This is a genomic window from Zavarzinia aquatilis (assembly GCF_003173035.1).
In the GTDB taxonomy this organism is placed as follows: Bacteria; Pseudomonadota; Alphaproteobacteria; order Zavarziniales; family Zavarziniaceae; genus Zavarzinia; species Zavarzinia aquatilis.
This window is the reverse complement of sequence record NZ_QGLE01000002.1, coordinates 125,913-139,738: the sequence shown is the minus strand read 5'-3', so window position 1 is coordinate 139,738 and position 13,826 is coordinate 125,913. Positions and strand designations below refer to the sequence as shown.

28 protein-coding genes and 1 tRNA gene are annotated in these 13,826 nt (G+C 67.0%); 18 read left to right on the top strand and 11 right to left on the bottom strand.

Annotated elements, in window-relative coordinates; all coding sequences use genetic code 11:
- Positions 1-31: 31 nt before the first annotated feature.
- Genes DKG74_RS04160 through DKG74_RS04135 form a run of 7 tightly spaced genes read right to left on the bottom strand, consistent with a single transcriptional unit; the run spans position 32 to position 3,047 of the window.
- A complete protein-coding gene (locus DKG74_RS04160) occupies positions 32-1,162 on the bottom strand; it encodes a DUF7146 domain-containing protein (protein ID WP_109902947.1) in 1,131 nt (376 codons plus the stop codon).
- Positions 1,159-1,527 (bottom strand): hypothetical protein, encoded by a 369-nt coding sequence (locus DKG74_RS04155; RefSeq protein WP_133251494.1) that lies wholly within the window; start codon positions 1,525-1,527, stop codon positions 1,159-1,161. Before DKG74_RS04155 ends, DKG74_RS04160 begins: the two co-directional genes overlap by 4 nt.
- On the bottom strand, positions 1,524-1,913 hold the full coding sequence (locus DKG74_RS04150) for a TSCPD domain-containing protein (protein ID WP_109902943.1): 390 nt from the start codon (positions 1,911-1,913) through the stop codon (positions 1,524-1,526). Before DKG74_RS04150 ends, DKG74_RS04155 begins: the two co-directional genes overlap by 4 nt.
- The gene (locus tag DKG74_RS21435) at positions 1,900-2,190 is read right to left on the bottom strand and encodes a hypothetical protein (protein WP_133251493.1); all 291 of its coding nucleotides are present in this window, start codon (positions 2,188-2,190) and stop codon (positions 1,900-1,902) included. The genes DKG74_RS04150 and DKG74_RS21435 overlap by 14 nt, the downstream gene beginning before the upstream one ends.
- A 2-nt stretch (positions 2,191-2,192) precedes the next feature.
- Positions 2,193-2,429, bottom strand: a complete 237-nt coding sequence (locus DKG74_RS04145; RefSeq protein WP_109902941.1) for a hypothetical protein — start codon at positions 2,427-2,429, stop codon at positions 2,193-2,195.
- 4 nt (positions 2,430-2,433) lie between these two features.
- A complete protein-coding gene (locus DKG74_RS04140) occupies positions 2,434-2,844 on the bottom strand; it encodes an Acb2/Tad1 domain-containing protein (protein WP_207779234.1) in 411 nt (136 codons plus the stop codon).
- Positions 2,844-3,047 carry a hypothetical protein gene (locus tag DKG74_RS04135; RefSeq protein ID WP_133251492.1) on the bottom strand — a complete coding sequence of 68 codons (204 nt, stop codon included), beginning with the start codon at positions 3,045-3,047 and terminating at the stop codon, positions 2,844-2,846. The genes DKG74_RS04140 and DKG74_RS04135 overlap by 1 nt, the downstream gene beginning before the upstream one ends.
- Here DKG74_RS04135 and DKG74_RS04130 point away from each other — a divergent pair.
- Positions 3,046-3,375 (top strand): hypothetical protein, encoded by a 330-nt coding sequence (locus DKG74_RS04130; RefSeq protein ID WP_133251491.1) that lies wholly within the window; start codon positions 3,046-3,048, stop codon positions 3,373-3,375. The genes DKG74_RS04135 and DKG74_RS04130 overlap by 2 nt on opposite strands.
- A gap of 132 nt (positions 3,376-3,507) precedes the next feature.
- Here DKG74_RS04130 and DKG74_RS04125 read toward each other — a convergent pair whose 3' ends face one another.
- Positions 3,508-3,771 carry an XRE family transcriptional regulator gene (locus tag DKG74_RS04125; RefSeq protein ID WP_109902935.1) on the bottom strand — a complete coding sequence of 88 codons (264 nt, stop codon included), beginning with the start codon at positions 3,769-3,771 and terminating at the stop codon, positions 3,508-3,510.
- Positions 3,772-3,842: 71 nt separating this feature from the next.
- On the opposite strand from DKG74_RS04125, the gene DKG74_RS04120 reads away from it, so the two are divergent.
- Positions 3,843-4,151 (top strand): hypothetical protein, encoded by a 309-nt coding sequence (locus DKG74_RS04120; protein ID WP_109902933.1) that lies wholly within the window; start codon positions 3,843-3,845, stop codon positions 4,149-4,151.
- A 91-nt stretch (positions 4,152-4,242) separates the two neighbouring features.
- Here DKG74_RS04120 and DKG74_RS21430 read toward each other — a convergent pair whose 3' ends face one another.
- Complete coding sequence (locus DKG74_RS21430; protein WP_133251490.1) at positions 4,243-4,803, bottom strand: hypothetical protein; 561 nt, start codon at positions 4,801-4,803, stop codon at positions 4,243-4,245.
- A 62-nt stretch (positions 4,804-4,865) separates the two neighbouring features.
- Between DKG74_RS21430 and DKG74_RS22480 the strand changes: the two genes are divergently transcribed.
- Entirely contained in the window at positions 4,866-5,306 is a 441-nt protein-coding gene (locus DKG74_RS22480; RefSeq protein ID WP_109902929.1) for a helix-turn-helix domain-containing protein, read from the top strand.
- On the opposite strand, the gene DKG74_RS21425 is transcribed toward DKG74_RS22480, so the two are convergent.
- Entirely contained in the window at positions 5,283-5,756 is a 474-nt protein-coding gene (locus DKG74_RS21425; protein WP_133251488.1) for a hypothetical protein, read from the bottom strand. The two genes, DKG74_RS22480 and DKG74_RS21425, sit on opposite strands and share 24 nt — an antisense overlap.
- Before the next feature lie 145 nt (positions 5,757-5,901).
- Between DKG74_RS21425 and DKG74_RS04105 the strand changes: the two genes are divergently transcribed.
- The 13 genes from DKG74_RS04105 to DKG74_RS04050 all read left to right on the top strand — a co-directional run bounded on the left by DKG74_RS04105 (position 5,902) and on the right by DKG74_RS04050 (position 12,238).
- Positions 5,902-6,162 (top strand): hypothetical protein, encoded by a 261-nt coding sequence (locus DKG74_RS04105; RefSeq protein WP_109902927.1) that lies wholly within the window; start codon positions 5,902-5,904, stop codon positions 6,160-6,162.
- The gene (locus DKG74_RS04100; RefSeq protein WP_109902925.1) at positions 6,162-6,359 is read left to right on the top strand and encodes a hypothetical protein; all 198 of its coding nucleotides are present in this window, start codon (positions 6,162-6,164) and stop codon (positions 6,357-6,359) included. Before DKG74_RS04105 ends, DKG74_RS04100 begins: the two co-directional genes overlap by 1 nt.
- 10 nt (positions 6,360-6,369) lie before the next feature.
- A complete protein-coding gene (locus DKG74_RS04095) occupies positions 6,370-6,786 on the top strand; it encodes a helix-turn-helix domain-containing protein (protein ID WP_109902923.1) in 417 nt (138 codons plus the stop codon).
- Positions 6,787-6,791: 5 nt separating this feature from the next.
- Entirely contained in the window at positions 6,792-6,998 is a 207-nt protein-coding gene (locus DKG74_RS04090; protein ID WP_109902921.1) for a hypothetical protein, read from the top strand.
- Positions 6,988-7,236: a KOW motif-containing protein gene (locus DKG74_RS04085; protein ID WP_109902919.1), complete on the top strand. Its 249-nt coding sequence runs from the start codon at positions 6,988-6,990 to the stop codon at positions 7,234-7,236. The genes DKG74_RS04090 and DKG74_RS04085 overlap by 11 nt, the downstream gene beginning before the upstream one ends.
- Positions 7,233-7,487 carry a hypothetical protein gene (locus tag DKG74_RS04080; RefSeq protein ID WP_109902917.1) on the top strand — a complete coding sequence of 85 codons (255 nt, stop codon included), beginning with the start codon at positions 7,233-7,235 and terminating at the stop codon, positions 7,485-7,487. Before DKG74_RS04085 ends, DKG74_RS04080 begins: the two co-directional genes overlap by 4 nt.
- Entirely contained in the window at positions 7,484-7,750 is a 267-nt protein-coding gene (locus DKG74_RS04075) for a hypothetical protein (RefSeq protein WP_109902915.1), read from the top strand. The genes DKG74_RS04080 and DKG74_RS04075 overlap by 4 nt, the downstream gene beginning before the upstream one ends.
- On the top strand, positions 7,732-8,037 hold the full coding sequence (locus DKG74_RS04070) for a hypothetical protein (RefSeq protein WP_109902913.1): 306 nt from the start codon (positions 7,732-7,734) through the stop codon (positions 8,035-8,037). The genes DKG74_RS04075 and DKG74_RS04070 overlap by 19 nt, the downstream gene beginning before the upstream one ends.
- Positions 8,019-8,330, top strand: a complete 312-nt coding sequence (locus DKG74_RS21420) for a helix-turn-helix transcriptional regulator (protein ID WP_133251487.1) — start codon at positions 8,019-8,021, stop codon at positions 8,328-8,330. Before DKG74_RS04070 ends, DKG74_RS21420 begins: the two co-directional genes overlap by 19 nt.
- 1 nt (position 8,331) lies before the next feature.
- A complete protein-coding gene (locus DKG74_RS04065; protein WP_165837520.1) occupies positions 8,332-9,855 on the top strand; it encodes a ParB/RepB/Spo0J family partition protein in 1,524 nt (507 codons plus the stop codon).
- 87 nt (positions 9,856-9,942) lie between these two features.
- Positions 9,943-10,140 carry a hypothetical protein gene (locus DKG74_RS04060; RefSeq protein ID WP_109902909.1) on the top strand — a complete coding sequence of 66 codons (198 nt, stop codon included), beginning with the start codon at positions 9,943-9,945 and terminating at the stop codon, positions 10,138-10,140.
- A 49-nt stretch (positions 10,141-10,189) separates the two neighbouring features.
- The gene (locus DKG74_RS04055; RefSeq protein WP_133251485.1) at positions 10,190-11,425 is read left to right on the top strand and encodes a site-specific integrase; all 1,236 of its coding nucleotides are present in this window, start codon (positions 10,190-10,192) and stop codon (positions 11,423-11,425) included.
- Positions 11,426-11,701: 276 nt separating this feature from the next.
- Positions 11,702-12,238: a Rha family transcriptional regulator gene (locus tag DKG74_RS04050; RefSeq protein WP_109902905.1), complete on the top strand. Its 537-nt coding sequence runs from the start codon at positions 11,702-11,704 to the stop codon at positions 12,236-12,238.
- Between the two features lie 176 nt (positions 12,239-12,414).
- Here DKG74_RS04050 and DKG74_RS04045 read toward each other — a convergent pair.
- A tRNA-Thr gene (locus tag DKG74_RS04045) sits at positions 12,415-12,489 on the bottom strand.
- 113 nt (positions 12,490-12,602) lie between these two features.
- Between DKG74_RS04045 and DKG74_RS04040 the strand changes: the two genes are divergently transcribed.
- Positions 12,603-13,361 (top strand): enoyl-CoA hydratase/isomerase family protein, encoded by a 759-nt coding sequence (locus DKG74_RS04040; RefSeq protein ID WP_109902903.1) that lies wholly within the window; start codon positions 12,603-12,605, stop codon positions 13,359-13,361.
- A gap of 26 nt (positions 13,362-13,387) precedes the next feature.
- Entirely contained in the window at positions 13,388-13,825 is a 438-nt protein-coding gene (locus DKG74_RS04035; protein WP_109902901.1) for a VOC family protein, read from the top strand.
- The last annotated feature ends 1 nt before the right edge of the window (position 13,826 follow it).

Below are 13,826 nucleotides of genomic sequence, written 5' to 3'. Positions count from 1 at the left end.
AGAGCGGAGAGGACGGGGTCCTGATCGTCCATCATGCCCCCTGCACCGGCCGGCGGATACCGCGCAGCAAATCGTTGAAGTCCTTGTACTCCGGCGGCGGCAGGGCTAGCCGCACCTGGCGCCCTTGATCCTGAAGGCGCCAGATCGCCGCCCTCAGGGCATTCTGCTCGGCCTGATTGGGGTCGTTATCGCCGCAAATCACGATATCCTTCCAGATCGGCGGCAACACCAGCGCGCCCATATTTTTCAGCGATACGGCCGAAATCACGCGCCAGGCCGGCCGCTTGGCGACGATGGACAGCGCATTTTCGATGCCTTCGGCGATCGCCAGCGTCTCGTCGGCCGCGGGGTCTTTCCACGTCCGCCCGTTCGCGCCGCGCCACAGCGGAATGAAACCGCCCGCCAGCTCGCCCAAGGACATCTTCGCGTCGCGCCCTGGCGGCGTGCCTACCGGCGCCTTGCCCCAACTGCCGTCCGGACGCTGCGCGAGGAAGGTGCGATGGGCGGCGATCGTCTCGCCCTCGGCGTTGATGACGCAGGCGACCATCCCGGCGAAACTCTTGCCCGCGTCGGGATCCATCCTCGGCGCCTCGCCGGGCGGGCACCATTTGTAGGTCATCGCTGGCTTGTAGCGCAGGCCGCGCGGCACGCGGGGCATGGTGCCGACGTCGATGCCGCGCCCCTGCAGATAGAGGTCGACCGGCGTGCCCAGGATATCCGCCTCCGCGCCGTAGAACAGCCGCTGCGCCCTGCCACGCTGGGCATCCCGGTTTTCATTCGCCTTGCGGATGTTCTGTTCGCGAAGCGCCGCCGCCCGGGCGCGCTGCTTCTGCAACAGCTTGTCGTCCATGCGCTCGAGGCCGAGCCAGCCGAGCGCCCATTTGAAGGCACGCTTCTTGTCGTTACCGAACAGCGCGCCCGCGACTAGGTCGAGTGCGTCGCCCTTGTCCTGGCCGGAAAAGTCAGCCCATACGCCGGCCTTGCCGCCCGTCCTGCAGATCGACAGGGAACGCCCGGGGTCACCGTCGAGCGAGCCGACCACCCATTCGTGGCCGACCCGCTCCGCATTGGGCAGCAGGTCGGCCACCAGCGCGTCGATGCGGTCGGACAGCATGGCGACGACCTCGGCGATGTCGATCAGCGGGCGTTGTTGCGCCGTCATCGCAAGTCCGCCCTCTCCTGCCAGGGGCTGGCATCCGGCTGGGGGGCCAGCCGGGCGCGCTGGATCGCGTCGCGCAGGGTCTCGCGACGGCGGGTCCAGTCCTCGACCGCCTGACACAGGCTTTCGGCCTCGTCGATCAGGGCCTGCACCGCCGGCGACGGCGGCCTCCCCAGACTGGTGATCGCCTGCCGGACGCGCAGCACGCAGCGGTAGGACGGCTCGGCCATCAGCTCCTGCGCGCGCGAAATCAGTATCGTTACCCCTGCGGGCACCAGCCGGCAGCGCGCCGCCTGGTCGCGGGCCTCCCGCTCGATCCGGGCGAGGGTGGCGGCGCAGCGGCCGGCGATGTCATCGGGCCGCATCATGACGCGAGGCGCCCCAGGGCCGCGGCCGCGGCATAGGCCTCGCGCGCGGCCTCGGCTCCGCTTGCCTGCATCGCCGCCAGCCGTTCGAGGACGAGGCCGATGGGCGAGGCGGCGGGATCTTCCGGGCTGACCGGATCGCGCGACAGCCGGTCGAGCAAGGCCGCCGGCTCGTGATCGTGCTGCAGCAGGAGCGAGACCAGGATGCAGGCATCCGCCAGCGTCGCCTCGATCTCGCTGCCGCATTTCGGCCCGGACAGGAACACTTCGCGCACCCGGCCGCCGTGATCGAAGCCGATCGACAGCAGCCAGTCGGCGCCATGCCAGCTGACGACATCGGTCAGACACAGGCGGCGGTTCGGCAGGCGCTGGCGGTCAGGCGACGGCATGGGACCCCCTCGGCACGCAGGCATAGCAATGGGTGCGTTCGGCCGAGGCCGAGCGGAACGAGGCGCCGCAAGGACAAGGCCGTGCCGCCGGCGGCCGAGGGGCCTCCGCCGGCGGCACGCAGTCGGACAGGCCGCGTGCAGGCAGCCCGTCGGGAGAGGGGGAGGCGGCGCCCGCCAGATCGGCCAGCAGCCGCGCGCACGCCGTGCGCAGGTGCCCGCGCCCCAGGCGCGCGGCCCGCGCCATCTGCCGCAGCCGGATGTCTGACAGATGCGCCATGGTCAGGCCCTGCCCGACGCCAGCTCGGCCTGATACCAGTTGCTGTCGCGCGGGCAGTCCTTGCGCAGCTCAGCCACCACCTGGTCGAAGGCCTTCTGGGCGGCATTAAGCCGGCCGAGGCAGGTATTTCTGTCCCGGTTGGCTTCGGAATACGCCTTGTCGGCCTTGCGATAATCCTCGCGCGCTGCTTCGAGTTGCTGCAGGGCGGCGGGAAGGGTCGAGGGGGCATCGGCGGCCATGGCGTCAAACCTTATGCGTGCCTTCGACGCCGCGCCGCATCCGGGCGAGCGTGCGGGACTGCAGCCAGTGCTGCGCCTCTTCGATCTTCGTCAGGGCCAGCGCATTTTCGCGGCAGGCATAGGGGCCGGCCTGAAACGACCGCAACCTGTCGGCGACGATGGCCAGCAGGGCTTCATGGGTGACGCCATTGACGCCGACTTCGGCGATGGGGCCGTTCTGAAACAAGATCACGGCACGGGTGTCGGAAAGCTGAGTATGGTGGCCGTTTACATCCAGCAGCGATTCATTCGTGGCGAATGACATGCCGGTAACCTCATAGCGGTGGCAGGCGCCACCTGCGCCGGGCTCATCCGTGACGGTAATGGTCAACTGGTCGTTGGCCGGGTTGACGATGTGATCAGTCAAATTGCGCATCAATGCACCTCCGGGGCGGGGTCCTGGGTCAGCACGACGTCGACGGCGACGGTCTCGCGATAGCGGCCGATGTCGTCGCGGAGGAAGGTCCTGTCGCCCCAGCGCAGGACCTGCGGCGGGGTGAGGAACGGCGGCACCAGCGCGGTGGTGACGTAATCGCCCTCGCGGGTCAGCAGGGTGATGGGTTTGAAGGGGTCAGGCATGAATTCGCCCTTCTGCCGACTCGGCAACCCGGGGTTTAATGTGCTCGCGCACTCCCGTTTGGTGCGCGAACTTCGTGAGGTCGAGGACATGGCAGCCAATCCCCTGTCGCCACATGATTTCGCTGTTCTGCTGATGCAGGCCGTGTTGATCGGCGAGAAAAAGCACGCAAGCGGCATCGTGGGCGGCTACACGGACATTTCCCGCGAAGAACTGCTTCGTCTTGCCCAGGACTGCGTGCAGGTGGCGCTGGGGGGCAAGCCCGTGCCGGCCACGCTCAACCTTCAGGTCGGTCATTTCGATCCCATTCCGCCGGGACCGTCGGCTTGACCCGGCCCATTATGTAACCTTCGAGGTAGTAAGCGGCCTCCAGGCGCTGCTCGATCCCGTGATCCGGAGATGTCAGCTCGACGAGGTGAAGGCGCAGTTGTTGCCTCTCGGTCAGGCCGAAGCTCAGGTCGCTCATTCCGCCGCCTCCATGCCCGGGGTGGGCGCGGGGGCCGCCGGGTCGGGGGCGGCTTCCGCGATGCCGTAGAAATCGTTGGCGGTGACGAGGCCGCCGGTCGCCACGAAAATCTTGCGCATCGTCTCTTCCTTCGGGATGCGGCGATGCGGATGGCCGGCGGGCAGGCAATAGCGCGAAATCGTCATCGGCCGCTCGCCGATGGAGCGCCCGAAGCTCGACCTGTTCTGTCCGTTGGCCGCGATCCAGTCGGCGAGCTGCATCAGATCACTCCCCGCTTGCCGACTCGGGCGCCGCGTCAGACGCTTCCGGTTCCACAGCATTGGAGACCGGAATGTCGCCGCCCGAAGTCACCCTCGATCTACTTGCGTGTGACCTGATCACCTTGGCGAGAAACGTCGCGATGACGGAGCAGACGGTCCAACAGATGATGCCGGGCCTTGCCAGCCATGCGGCGCATCTGGTCGCACTGAATGCCGCGGTCGCGGCCCTTGCCGCCAGGCTCGATGTGGACTTGATGGCGGTGGCCCGCGCCTTGCCCCAGCGCATCCCGCCAGAATATCCGCCAGAGATGGTGCAGGTGGCGCAATCGCACTTGGTCAACATGGGAGAGACCGCCATGGCCATCAGACGCAAAGGCTGAAGCCGAGGCATCTTGATCGACGCCAGTCGCCCGCCTTCGTCCAGGTAATACGACGGCGCCGGATCGAGGGTTTCGGGGCGGCTTTGATCGGTCATCGCGGAAGCGCCTTGCCAGAGAGATTGGGGATCGTCGATCCTCGCGGGTCCGACGAAAGGAAACGTCCATGACCGACAGCTTTATTGCCGTCCGTCCCCATGGGGGCGAGGCCGAGCCCGAGCTTCAGATCGAGAGTATCGAGGGGGTCACCGGCAGTGCCGGCGGCGTGCGCATCCGCTTCTGGAGCGTCCAGGGGGAACACGGCTTCATTGCCGTTCCCGCCGACGAGCTGACCGAGGTGGTGCGGCACTGGCTTATACACCACGGTGCCGTCTCGCGTTACGCGCGCCTGCGCGCGGCGGCAAAGGCATTCGACTGACGCGGCGCCGGGCCCCAGCTGCTGCGCGAGGCCGACGAGGGACGGCCGTCCGTAATGCGAAACCGTGCCGTCGCCATCCGTGATCGTCAGCTCGACGATGGCGCCATCGGGCTCGACCTCGACGGCCGACCACCGCGCGCCGCGCCAGGACAGCATCACCGACAGGGCCGCCAGATCGCCCAGGCGCAGCGCGGGGCTGACGATGCGGGGTCTATCAGGGTGGCTTTGATCGGTCATCGCGGATTTAGCCGTTTCGGATAAGGGGGCCACTAGATGCTGTGGCTTCACCTTTGCCCAAAATGGGCTATGCTGCAAGTGTGTTGTTACCTGTTTGCCCAAAATCTCCATCGACGGCTTTGCCCATTTTGGCGAAACCCGTCTGCATGAATGAAAACCAGCCGAAGAAGAATGTTGGTGGGCGCCCGCGTAAGGACGCGCCGCCTGGTCCGCCGCCTAACAGGCTGACGGAGTTGCGGGAGCGGCAAGGCTTGAGTCAGGTTGACTTGGCGAAACGTGCCAACATAGCAGCGACCGCCGTTAGCAAATACGAGCGAGGCGCGCTGGGGATTAGCCTTGAAAAGCTAGGCCGCCTATCAAAGGCTCTGAAATGCCAGCCTTGGGAGATTGTGCCAAATCAAATAATGCGCCCCGATGAATGGGATGCCCTGAATATTTATAATAAATTGAAGCCTGACGAGAGGGAAAGAGCCCTAAGGTTACTTATGGCTCTTGTTCAGTAAGCTATTTATAAAATCGTCCGTGCAGAAAAAACCCTTCTCCTTCATAAGTATTTCCTTTACCGGCAGGGTTAGGGCGCCGATTGATGAAGATTTCTTCATAATTGATATATCGGCTTTCATTTTTTCTGAAAACATTATGAAGGTCCACCAAAGGTCCCCGTAGCCCTCTCCCATGACATCTAAATTTATGGCGGGATCATTTGGGAAAATTGTTCCACTTCTCGCGGATAGCGCGATCGGAACCCCTTCTATCCTAAAGGTAAACGTTCGCTCGCCCATGATCCCCTTTTGTATCGGGCTGGGGTTGGTATTATTTCTTTGAGCGGCCTCGTGCAGCGCCTCAATGCTACCGGCTCGTATGCCGGCCATGATCCATTCATTCGCGGCAACTATGCGGCTGGCTGTTTCGCGCGCCCGGATTGACGTTGCCGTTGTCGTCGAGCCGAACAACTTTCTCCACCACCCCATAACTCGCCTCGCATTCAGTGCACCCCTGAATGTGGGCCATATCGAAAAATCCACCTTTAAGCGTCTTCCAATTTGGGCAAACTAACTATAGTTTATCCGTTATGGGCAAACCGTAGGAGGCACCCCCATGCACACCACCACCCCTATCAATCGGCCCTGGGTCGACATCCTGTCGCCCGCGCAAGTCGACGCGCACTTCGAGGAGCTTTCGCGCCTCGATGCCAGCTTCGCGGCCGCAAGCGCGCATTTCTACGCGACCCGCAGCGATGCGGATCTGGCGGCGATCGCCCGGCAGGCATGGCGCTGCAACGAAGGCGAACGGCATCAGCTAGCGCGGTCGATGCTCTCCCATCGGGCGGACCGCCTCGCCGACGCGGCGGCCGCCTGATGGCGCCGCGCGGCAAACCGGCGGCGGCCGACGGCCCCATTCGCCGCTTCGCCGCCTTCGCCGAGGCCAATCCGCAGGCGGCGGCCAAGATCATGGACCGGATCGAGGCCAGCCGCATCGGCTCCTGCGTCATCCGCCTGCCGCCCTTCGACGCGGCGCGCGCCCTGCCGCCGTGCTGGACCATTCCCAAGACCTGAGGATCATCACATGACCGATACACCGAACCCCATCGACATTCAGGTCGGCGCCCGCGTGAAGCTGCGCCGCCAGCTGCTCGGCCTGTCGCAGACCGATCTGGCCGACAGCCTCGGGCTGACCTTCCAGCAGGTGCAGAAATACGAGAAGGGCACCAACCGCGTCTCGGCCTCGAAGCTGTATCAGCTGTCGCAGACGCTGGACGTGCCGGTGGCCTTTTTCTTCGACGGGTTGGGCGGCGAGGCGGCGGAAACCGCCGAGGTGCCGGCCCTGACGGCGGACGCCGTGCGCCTGGTGGCGGCCTTCGAGACCATCCACGATCAGGCCATCCGGGCGCAGGTGGTGCAGATCACCCGGGCCATCTCGGCGGCGCAGCCGGCGGCGGTCGACGAACGGCTGGTGTCGGCCGCGCGGCAGGCGGCGGAGTAACCGGGATGGACGCGCTCTATGTGACCTGCCCGCGCTGCGGGGGCGAACGCACGATCTGGGTCTATACCCGCCTTCCGACGGATTTCCTGCCGGCGGTCGGCGAAACCCTGAACTGCCCCACCTGCTGGGGCAGCGGCGAGGTCTCGCGGGAAGCCGCCGCGCATTGGCGCGCGATGCACGCGGACAGCGGGGAGGCGAGCCATGCGCGGTGACATCGTGACCAATGTCGTTCCCTTCCCGACGCGGCAGCGGGTCGAGACCGACCGGCGCCTGCACCCCGGCCAGCGGGTGCGCGTGACCGCCGGCGCCTACGCCGGGCGGGAAGCCCGGGTGATGGGCATCAACGAGGCGGGCGCCTTCGCCCAGGTCGCGGTCGGCGGCGTGATCCTGTCCACCTCGATCTGGCACCTCGAAGTCCTGGCCGAGGCGGCGCCGGGAGGTGTGGCATGAGGCGGCTGTCCGAAGCTGAGCGCGCGGGCCTGCTGCGCGTGGCGCGCGGCGCCATCGACCGGGTGCACGGCTATCCGCTGACCCCGGCGGAGACGATGCAGGAACTGGCCCGCGTGACCGGCGCGGCCGTGCTGCTGGCGGCGACGGCGAGCGGGCGCCACCCGGCGGATGTGCTCGCCGACGCCATGGAGGCGATGACGATGGCGACCGGCCCCGGCCAGGCGCCCCGCGCGGCGGGAGGTGGGCGATGAGGGGGCCGACCAACGAACAGCTGCAGGCGGTGGAGGCTGAAATCCTGCGCGCGCTGGAGACCATTCATCCGTCGGTCGATCAGGGCATGCGGCATCTGGCGGGGATGATCGGTCGATGCCTAAAGGCGCTGGACGGCCAAGGGAACAACACGGGGGCATTGGTCGCGGACTGCATCCGGGCCATGGCGGAAGGGCATGGCGCGCAGGTCGATATCGCGGTCATCGCTCCGGAGGAGGACGCACCATGCGACCGCCCGCACTGACCTCCCCCGCGCTGGCCCTGTCGGCCGAGGCGGTGCGCCGCCTTGAGGCCGAGGTCGCGGCCGCGCTCGACCGGGCCGGCCTCGGGCAGGAGGCGGGGGCGATGTTCCTCGCCGATCTTGCTGGCGTCCGCATCGGCCTGTCCGCATCGCCCGATATCGCGGCGACGCGGCTGCGGCGGGCGCGCAACCGGCTGGCGCTGGCGGCCTCCGCCGGCCTCAACGCCATGCGTCCGCATTGGGACGGCCTCGATCACGGGGGAGGCGCGCCATGCAGCCCGCGGCCCTGACGGCGGCGGCCCAGGCCGGCCGGCTGATGACCGCGGCCGAGGTCGCCGCGCTGCTCGGCCATGCCCTCGGCTGGTTCTACCGGGAGCGTCGGCGGCTCGAGGCGGCGGGCTTCCCGCCCGAGGTGCGGGGCCTGCGAAACCGCTGGGATCGCGCCGCCATCGAAGCCTGGCTGGACGGGCAACTGCCCGCCCGGCAGGCGCCGCCGGCAGCGCATGGCGATGCCGACCCCGAACTCGCCCAATGGGCCGCGATCCTGGACGGACGCGCGGCCGGCACGCACAAGGAGAGGTGACATGACCCGCAAGAAGCCCTTCATTCCGGCGGTCGCGACGTTCGATCATTTCAGCCATGGCGCCGCCGTCGCGGCGGAGGCGGCGCCTGCGCACGACGTGCGCATGGCGCCGACGGACGGCCAGATGATCGAGCTGCGTCACGACCAGATATGGCCCTCGAGCCTGAACCCGCGCAAGCACTTCGACGAGGAGGCGCTGGCGGAACTGGCGGCGTCGATCCAGACCAGCGGGCTGCTGCAGAACCTGGTGGTGCGCCCCATCGAGGGCGGCCGCTTCGAGCTGATCGCGGGCGAACGGCGCTGGCGCGCCATCGGGCGCCTGATCGCGGCCGGCAGCTGGTCGGAGGACACACCGATAGCGGCCCGCGTCGTCGACGCCTTCGACGATCACGAGGCCCGCACGTTGGCCATCATCGAAAATCTCCAGCGCAAGGACATCGCCCCGCTCGAGGAAGGGCGGGCCATGCTGGCGCTGAAAGAGGGCGGCATGGCGGTGCCCGACATCGCCCAGGCCATCGGCATGAGCCGGCGGCTGGTCGAGACGCGCATCGCGCTCGTCACCCGGCTGGTGCCGGAGGCGCAGGCCGCCCTCGATGCCGGCAGCATCAACCTCAACCAGGCGAGGGAGCTGCTGCCGGCGACGCCGGAGGTTCAGCGGGCGCTGGCCAAGAAGCTGGCCGCGCCCGATGCGCCGACCTATGTCACGGCGGTGTCGGCGATCCGGTCGGAAGTGCGCCGCGAACTGGTGCCGGTGGAACGGGCGATCTTCGACGTCGAGGCCACCGGCATCGAGGTGGTCGAGGATCTGGACGGCCAGCGGATGCTGCCCCGCGCAGCGTTCCTCGCCGCCCAGAAGGCGGCGGTGGAGGCGCGGGCGGAAGCCCTCAAGGGGCAATACGCCAGCATCGTGATGGTGACCTGGTTCTATGCCTTCGATTGGGTGACGGCCGAGAAAATCGGCCGGCTGCCGCAGGAGGGGGCGGCGGTCATCGTCATGGCCGGCGACGGCACCGTGTCGGAACACCTCGGCCTCTTCAATCGCCGGGAGGTGGAGGCTGAAGAGAACAAGGAGCAAATGGCTGCACATCAGGCGGCGAATGCCCGGGCTCAGGCCAGCCACTCGGCGAGAATGGCTGCCATGGCGGCGTTTACGACCGATTTGCAGGCGGCCCTGCGTGACGACCCCACCCTGGGCCTCGCTGCCATGCTCGCGCTTATTCTCGTCGGCGAGGGTAACGGAATGATCGCACTCGAAAGCGCGCTTGATGACGATGTGCTGGCGGAATTCCTGGACGAACTGGGCCTCGACCAGAATAACGAGCTGGCGCCAAGCATCGCGGATGTGATCGCCGCCGGGCGGCGGATCGGGCCGGAAGCCATGTCGCGGCAGGTCGCGAACGTCGGCTCGAAGCTCATCGCCTGCTGCCGTCACTGGCACCCCAAAGCGGACCAGGACGATATCGAGATCGCCCGCGAGTTGGGCGTAACCATCCCGGAAATTCTTCTGCCGACCGAAGAAAAATAGAGCAAACCACCCGAGCGGGAGATTTGCTGGGCAACGCCCCGGGCAGGAATGTGAATAATCGGTGGTCCCAACAACGAGGGGACCAAGATGACGATGAAGAAGCGTGGCGGATCGAAGCGGAAATTGATGGCGGCAAGGACGAAGGCCGCGCGGGCCTTCGCCGACTGGGCGGGCATCGCCCTCGAAACCGAACAGAAGGTCGAGGCGGTGACCGATCTTGCCGAGGACATAAGGGACGCCTTCGCCCGGTTCGACGCCGCGCTGATCCGCAACAGGATCGAGTGACATCAACGAGGGGCGCCCGGCGGCGTCCCTCCCTTTCATGGGTGCAGCCATGGCCTGGGAAAAGATCAGATATTTCGTCGAACGGCCGGGCCGGGCCGGCAAGAGGCGCCATTTCTGGCAGCCCTCGGAGCACCTCCGGTCGCTGGGCTGGAAGCTGGCGAGGTTGTCGGATGATCGCGAACAGGCGCTGGCCGAAGCGCGCCGGCTCAACCGCGCGCTCGATGACTGGCGCAAGGGGCTCGCGGCCTCAGTCGAGGAAAGCGGCGCGCCGCTGCCCGTGCCGGCGCCCCTGCCGAAGGAAGGCACGGTCGCCGCGCTGATCGCCGCCTATAAGGCGAGCGAGGAATACGCCGCGCTGGCCGAGAAGACGCGCCACTCTTACCGTCTCAATCTCGGCGTCATCGAACGATGGGCGGGTGATGTCCCGGTGCGGGCGATTACGGCGGCGCGGGTGCAGAACCTTTACAAGGGCATCCGCGCCAAGGGCACGCGGCATCTGCTGTGGCAGCCAGCGGGGGGCGAGGATCGCCCGGCGCCGGCGCCGGCGCCTTCGGCCGCGGCGGCCGTGGTGCGCGCCCTCTCGCTGCTCTGGACCTGGGGGCGGCGGGCCGGCCTGTGCACGGGCGACAACCCGGCCGAGAAACCCGGCATCAAGGTCCGGGCCGCCAAGGGCCGCATCTGGACCGCGGCCGAGGTCGACGCCATGGTGGCGGCGGCTGACAGGGCCGGCCTGCACTCGATCGGCACCGCCATCGTCATCAACGAGTGGTTGGGGCAGCGGGAGGGAGACATCATCCGGCTGACCCGCCGGCAATATCGCGACGGTGCCTTTCACATCCGTCAGAGCAAGCGGGGCGCGGAACTCGAGTTGCCGCACAGTCCCCGGGTCGCGGCGCGTGTGGCCGCCGAACTCGCCCGCTTCGACGATCTGGATATTCCGCCGGCGCATATCCTGATTTCCGAGGTGTCCGGCGCGGCCTACACGACCGACCGTTTCGTCAAGGACTTCGCCAAGGTGAGGGCGGCCGCTGCAGCGGCGAACCCCGGCATGGCGGGCCTGCAGTTCATGCACCTGCGGCACACCGCAGTCACCCGGCTGTTCGAAGCGGAATGCGAGCTGCCCCTGATCGCCTCGATCACGGGTCACACGCTCAAGCACTGCGCCGAAATCATCGACCGGTACGGCGGCCGGACGCGCAAGATGGCCCGCCTTGCGACCGACAAGCGGTTGGCGGCCGAACCTCGGCAGAGCGAGGCGTTCAAGGCCGGCGAGGGCGGCGAATGACAAAGGAGGGTTGACGGCGGACGCCGCCGGCGGCAGCTTGGGGGCCGGAGCTTGGAACCTCCACTTCTAGAGCGGCCGCCGCACCGTCATCATCGCGGCTATTTTTGCGCCCGGATTCCGTCCGGGTGCCTCCCATGGCGGGAGGGCGGGTAATAAGGCCGCAAGGCTCAATAACCGCGCCTGGCTCTAGACAGGTTCCAACCTCCCGCCACCAGGGCGGGCCGTGGAAAGCCTCTCCGGCGGCGAGCGCCAACGCCGACTAGAGAAGGCTTCGCCATGACCGACCTGATTTCATTCGACGATATCAATGCGTCCATCAATCACGAGCCCCGTATCCTCGACACGGTGCTTGCGCAGCGACTGGGCATGAGCCGGCTGCGCGCGATCAAGGAACTGATCGAACGGAACCTGACCGAGCTGCAAAGCTATGGGGAGGTTTGCCGTATGGCACGGCAAACCTCCGCCCAAGGCGGCCGCCCCGGCGTCGAATATTGGCTGACCGAAGGCCAGGCGCTTCTGATCTGCGCACTGTCACGGACACCCGTTGCGGCGCAAGTGAGGCGGGCGCTGATCGAGGTTTTCATGGCCTTCCGACGCCGCCAGATTGAAGCCGATGTTGCACCGCGTGCGCCGGCGCCGATCCATGAAAGCGCACTATCAGCCGCCCGCACCGCCGCCGCCCGCGCTTTTGCCGATTGGGCCGGCCTAGCATTGGAGGTCGAGGCACGATTGCGTCAACAAGGACCCGACCTCGACGAATTGTCGGCGGCGCTGATCGCCGCTACCGAGGTGCTGGCGAGATTGAGGAAGTAGGCGCAACGCGGGCGCGCATGTGCGGGATTGCCGCCCGCACATGGCCTTTCCGAGGAACGGTCAGGCAACGGAAGTTTGACAGTCGCCTTCCGGTAGAGTTTGACAGTTCCCGGTGCGTTCCGTTTTCAGCTTCCGCGCAAAGCCTAAATTTACATTTGAAATCAATGGCTTGGCGCTGGTGCCGGCGCGCGGAATTGAACCGCGGACCTACTGATTACGAATCAGTTGCTCTACCCCTGAGCTACGCCGGCAGGCCGGGGGCCATCGAAGGCGCTTCTAATAGCCAAGATGCCGGGGCTTCGCAAGCCCTGCTTTGCGCGCGCGCCGGTTGCTGCGCCGCACCGTGTCTTGTAGGGTGCGGGCCATGACCGATACCGTCCTCCTCCACGTCGAAGGCGCCCGCGCCACCATCACCCTGAACCGGCCGGAGCGTCACAACGCGCTGGAGCGGGCCGATCTCGAAGCTTTCGGCGCCCATCTGGCGACGATCGCGGCCGATCCTTCGATCCGCCTGCTGATCCTGTCGGGCGGCACCTCGAAGAGCTTCTGTTCCGGCGTCTCGATCAACGATCTCTCGTCCGGCGAGCAGCGCGAGGGCGCGCTCGAGACCCTGGTCAATCAGCTGGAAAGCCTGAAGATTCCGGTGATCGCGGCGCTGAACGGCGGCATCTTCGGCGGCGCGGTCGAAATCGCGCTGGTCGCCGATTTCCGCATCGGGGTCGAGGGCATGAAGATGTTCGTGCCGCCGGCCCGTCTCGGCATCCATTATCCGGTGCTGGGTCTGTCGCGCCTGATCGAGCGGCTGGGCCTCAACATCGCCAAGCGCCTTGTGCTCTCGGTCGAGGAATTCGCCGGTCCGCAACTCGTCGAGATCGGTTTCCTCGACAAGATCGTCGCCAAGGACGCCCTCGCCGCCGAGGTCGATGCCCTGGCCGAGCGCATCCTTGCCCTCGCCCCCCTCGCGGTGCAGGGCATGAAGCAGACCCTGAACGGCATCGCCCGCGGCAATCTCGACGAGGCGGCGGCCGCCGCGCGCATCGCCGGCTGCTGGGCCTCCGCCGATCATCAGGAAGGCCTGAAAGCCTTCGCCGAAAAGCGCAAGGCCGTATTCCAGGGCCGCTGAGGCCCGATGTCCGACAGGAGAGTGACATGCGCTTTCTGCACACGATGATCCGCGTGCGCGACCTCGACGCCGCGCTGACCTTCTTCTGCACCCATCTCGGCCTGCGCGAGGTGCGCCGGATGGAGAGCGAGGGCGGGCGTTTCACCCTGGTCTATCTCGCCGCGCCGGTCGATCTCGACGGCGGCGCCAGCGACGCGCCGCTGGTCGAGCTGACCTACAACTGGGATACGGAAGATTACGGCACGGCGCGTAACTTCGGCCATCTCGCCTTCGAGGTCGACGACATCTACGCGACCTGCGAGAAGCTGCAGGCAGCCGGCATCACCATCAACCGCCCGCCGCGCGACGGCTGGATGGCCTTCGTCCGCTCGCCCGACCTGATCTCGGTCGAACTCCTGCAGAAGGGCGCGCCGCTGCCCCCGGCCGAGCCGTGGAAGTCGATGCCGAGCACCGGCGTCTGGTAAC

Coding starts and splice junctions, on each gene's coding strand:
- DKG74_RS04160 (WP_109902947.1), bottom strand. CDS start 1,162: ATGACGGCGCAACAACGCCCGCTGATCGACATCGCCGAGGTCGTCGCC.
- DKG74_RS04155 (WP_133251494.1), bottom strand. CDS start 1,527: ATGATGCGGCCCGATGACATCGCCGGCCGCTGCGCCGCCACCCTCGCC.
- DKG74_RS04150 (WP_109902943.1), bottom strand. CDS start 1,913: ATGCCGTCGCCTGACCGCCAGCGCCTGCCGAACCGCCGCCTGTGTCTG.
- DKG74_RS21435 (WP_133251493.1), bottom strand. CDS start 2,190: ATGGCGCATCTGTCAGACATCCGGCTGCGGCAGATGGCGCGGGCCGCG.
- DKG74_RS04145 (WP_109902941.1), bottom strand. CDS start 2,429: ATGGCCGCCGATGCCCCCTCGACCCTTCCCGCCGCCCTGCAGCAACTC.
- DKG74_RS04140 (WP_207779234.1), bottom strand. CDS start 2,844: ATGCGCAATTTGACTGATCACATCGTCAACCCGGCCAACGACCAGTTG.
- DKG74_RS04130 (WP_133251491.1), top strand. CDS start 3,046: ATGAATTCGCCCTTCTGCCGACTCGGCAACCCGGGGTTTAATGTGCTC.
- DKG74_RS04135 (WP_133251492.1), bottom strand. CDS start 3,047: ATGCCTGACCCCTTCAAACCCATCACCCTGCTGACCCGCGAGGGCGAT.
- DKG74_RS04125 (WP_109902935.1), bottom strand. CDS start 3,771: ATGCAGCTCGCCGACTGGATCGCGGCCAACGGACAGAACAGGTCGAGC.
- DKG74_RS04120 (WP_109902933.1), top strand. CDS start 3,843: ATGTCGCCGCCCGAAGTCACCCTCGATCTACTTGCGTGTGACCTGATC.
- DKG74_RS21430 (WP_133251490.1), bottom strand. CDS start 4,803: ATGACCGATCAAAGCCACCCTGATAGACCCCGCATCGTCAGCCCCGCG.
- DKG74_RS22480 (WP_109902929.1), top strand. CDS start 4,866: ATGGGCTATGCTGCAAGTGTGTTGTTACCTGTTTGCCCAAAATCTCCA.
- DKG74_RS04105 (WP_109902927.1), top strand. CDS start 5,902: ATGCACACCACCACCCCTATCAATCGGCCCTGGGTCGACATCCTGTCG.
- DKG74_RS04100 (WP_109902925.1), top strand. CDS start 6,162: ATGGCGCCGCGCGGCAAACCGGCGGCGGCCGACGGCCCCATTCGCCGC.
- DKG74_RS04095 (WP_109902923.1), top strand. CDS start 6,370: ATGACCGATACACCGAACCCCATCGACATTCAGGTCGGCGCCCGCGTG.
- DKG74_RS04090 (WP_109902921.1), top strand. CDS start 6,792: ATGGACGCGCTCTATGTGACCTGCCCGCGCTGCGGGGGCGAACGCACG.
- DKG74_RS04085 (WP_109902919.1), top strand. CDS start 6,988: ATGCGCGGTGACATCGTGACCAATGTCGTTCCCTTCCCGACGCGGCAG.
- DKG74_RS04080 (WP_109902917.1), top strand. CDS start 7,233: ATGAGGCGGCTGTCCGAAGCTGAGCGCGCGGGCCTGCTGCGCGTGGCG.
- DKG74_RS04075 (WP_109902915.1), top strand. CDS start 7,484: ATGAGGGGGCCGACCAACGAACAGCTGCAGGCGGTGGAGGCTGAAATC.
- DKG74_RS04070 (WP_109902913.1), top strand. CDS start 7,732: ATGCGACCGCCCGCACTGACCTCCCCCGCGCTGGCCCTGTCGGCCGAG.
- DKG74_RS21420 (WP_133251487.1), top strand. CDS start 8,019: ATGCAGCCCGCGGCCCTGACGGCGGCGGCCCAGGCCGGCCGGCTGATG.
- DKG74_RS04065 (WP_165837520.1), top strand. CDS start 8,332: ATGACCCGCAAGAAGCCCTTCATTCCGGCGGTCGCGACGTTCGATCAT.
- DKG74_RS04060 (WP_109902909.1), top strand. CDS start 9,943: ATGACGATGAAGAAGCGTGGCGGATCGAAGCGGAAATTGATGGCGGCA.
- DKG74_RS04055 (WP_133251485.1), top strand. CDS start 10,190: ATGGCCTGGGAAAAGATCAGATATTTCGTCGAACGGCCGGGCCGGGCC.
- DKG74_RS04050 (WP_109902905.1), top strand. CDS start 11,702: ATGACCGACCTGATTTCATTCGACGATATCAATGCGTCCATCAATCAC.
- DKG74_RS04040 (WP_109902903.1), top strand. CDS start 12,603: ATGACCGATACCGTCCTCCTCCACGTCGAAGGCGCCCGCGCCACCATC.
- DKG74_RS04035 (WP_109902901.1), top strand. CDS start 13,388: ATGCGCTTTCTGCACACGATGATCCGCGTGCGCGACCTCGACGCCGCG.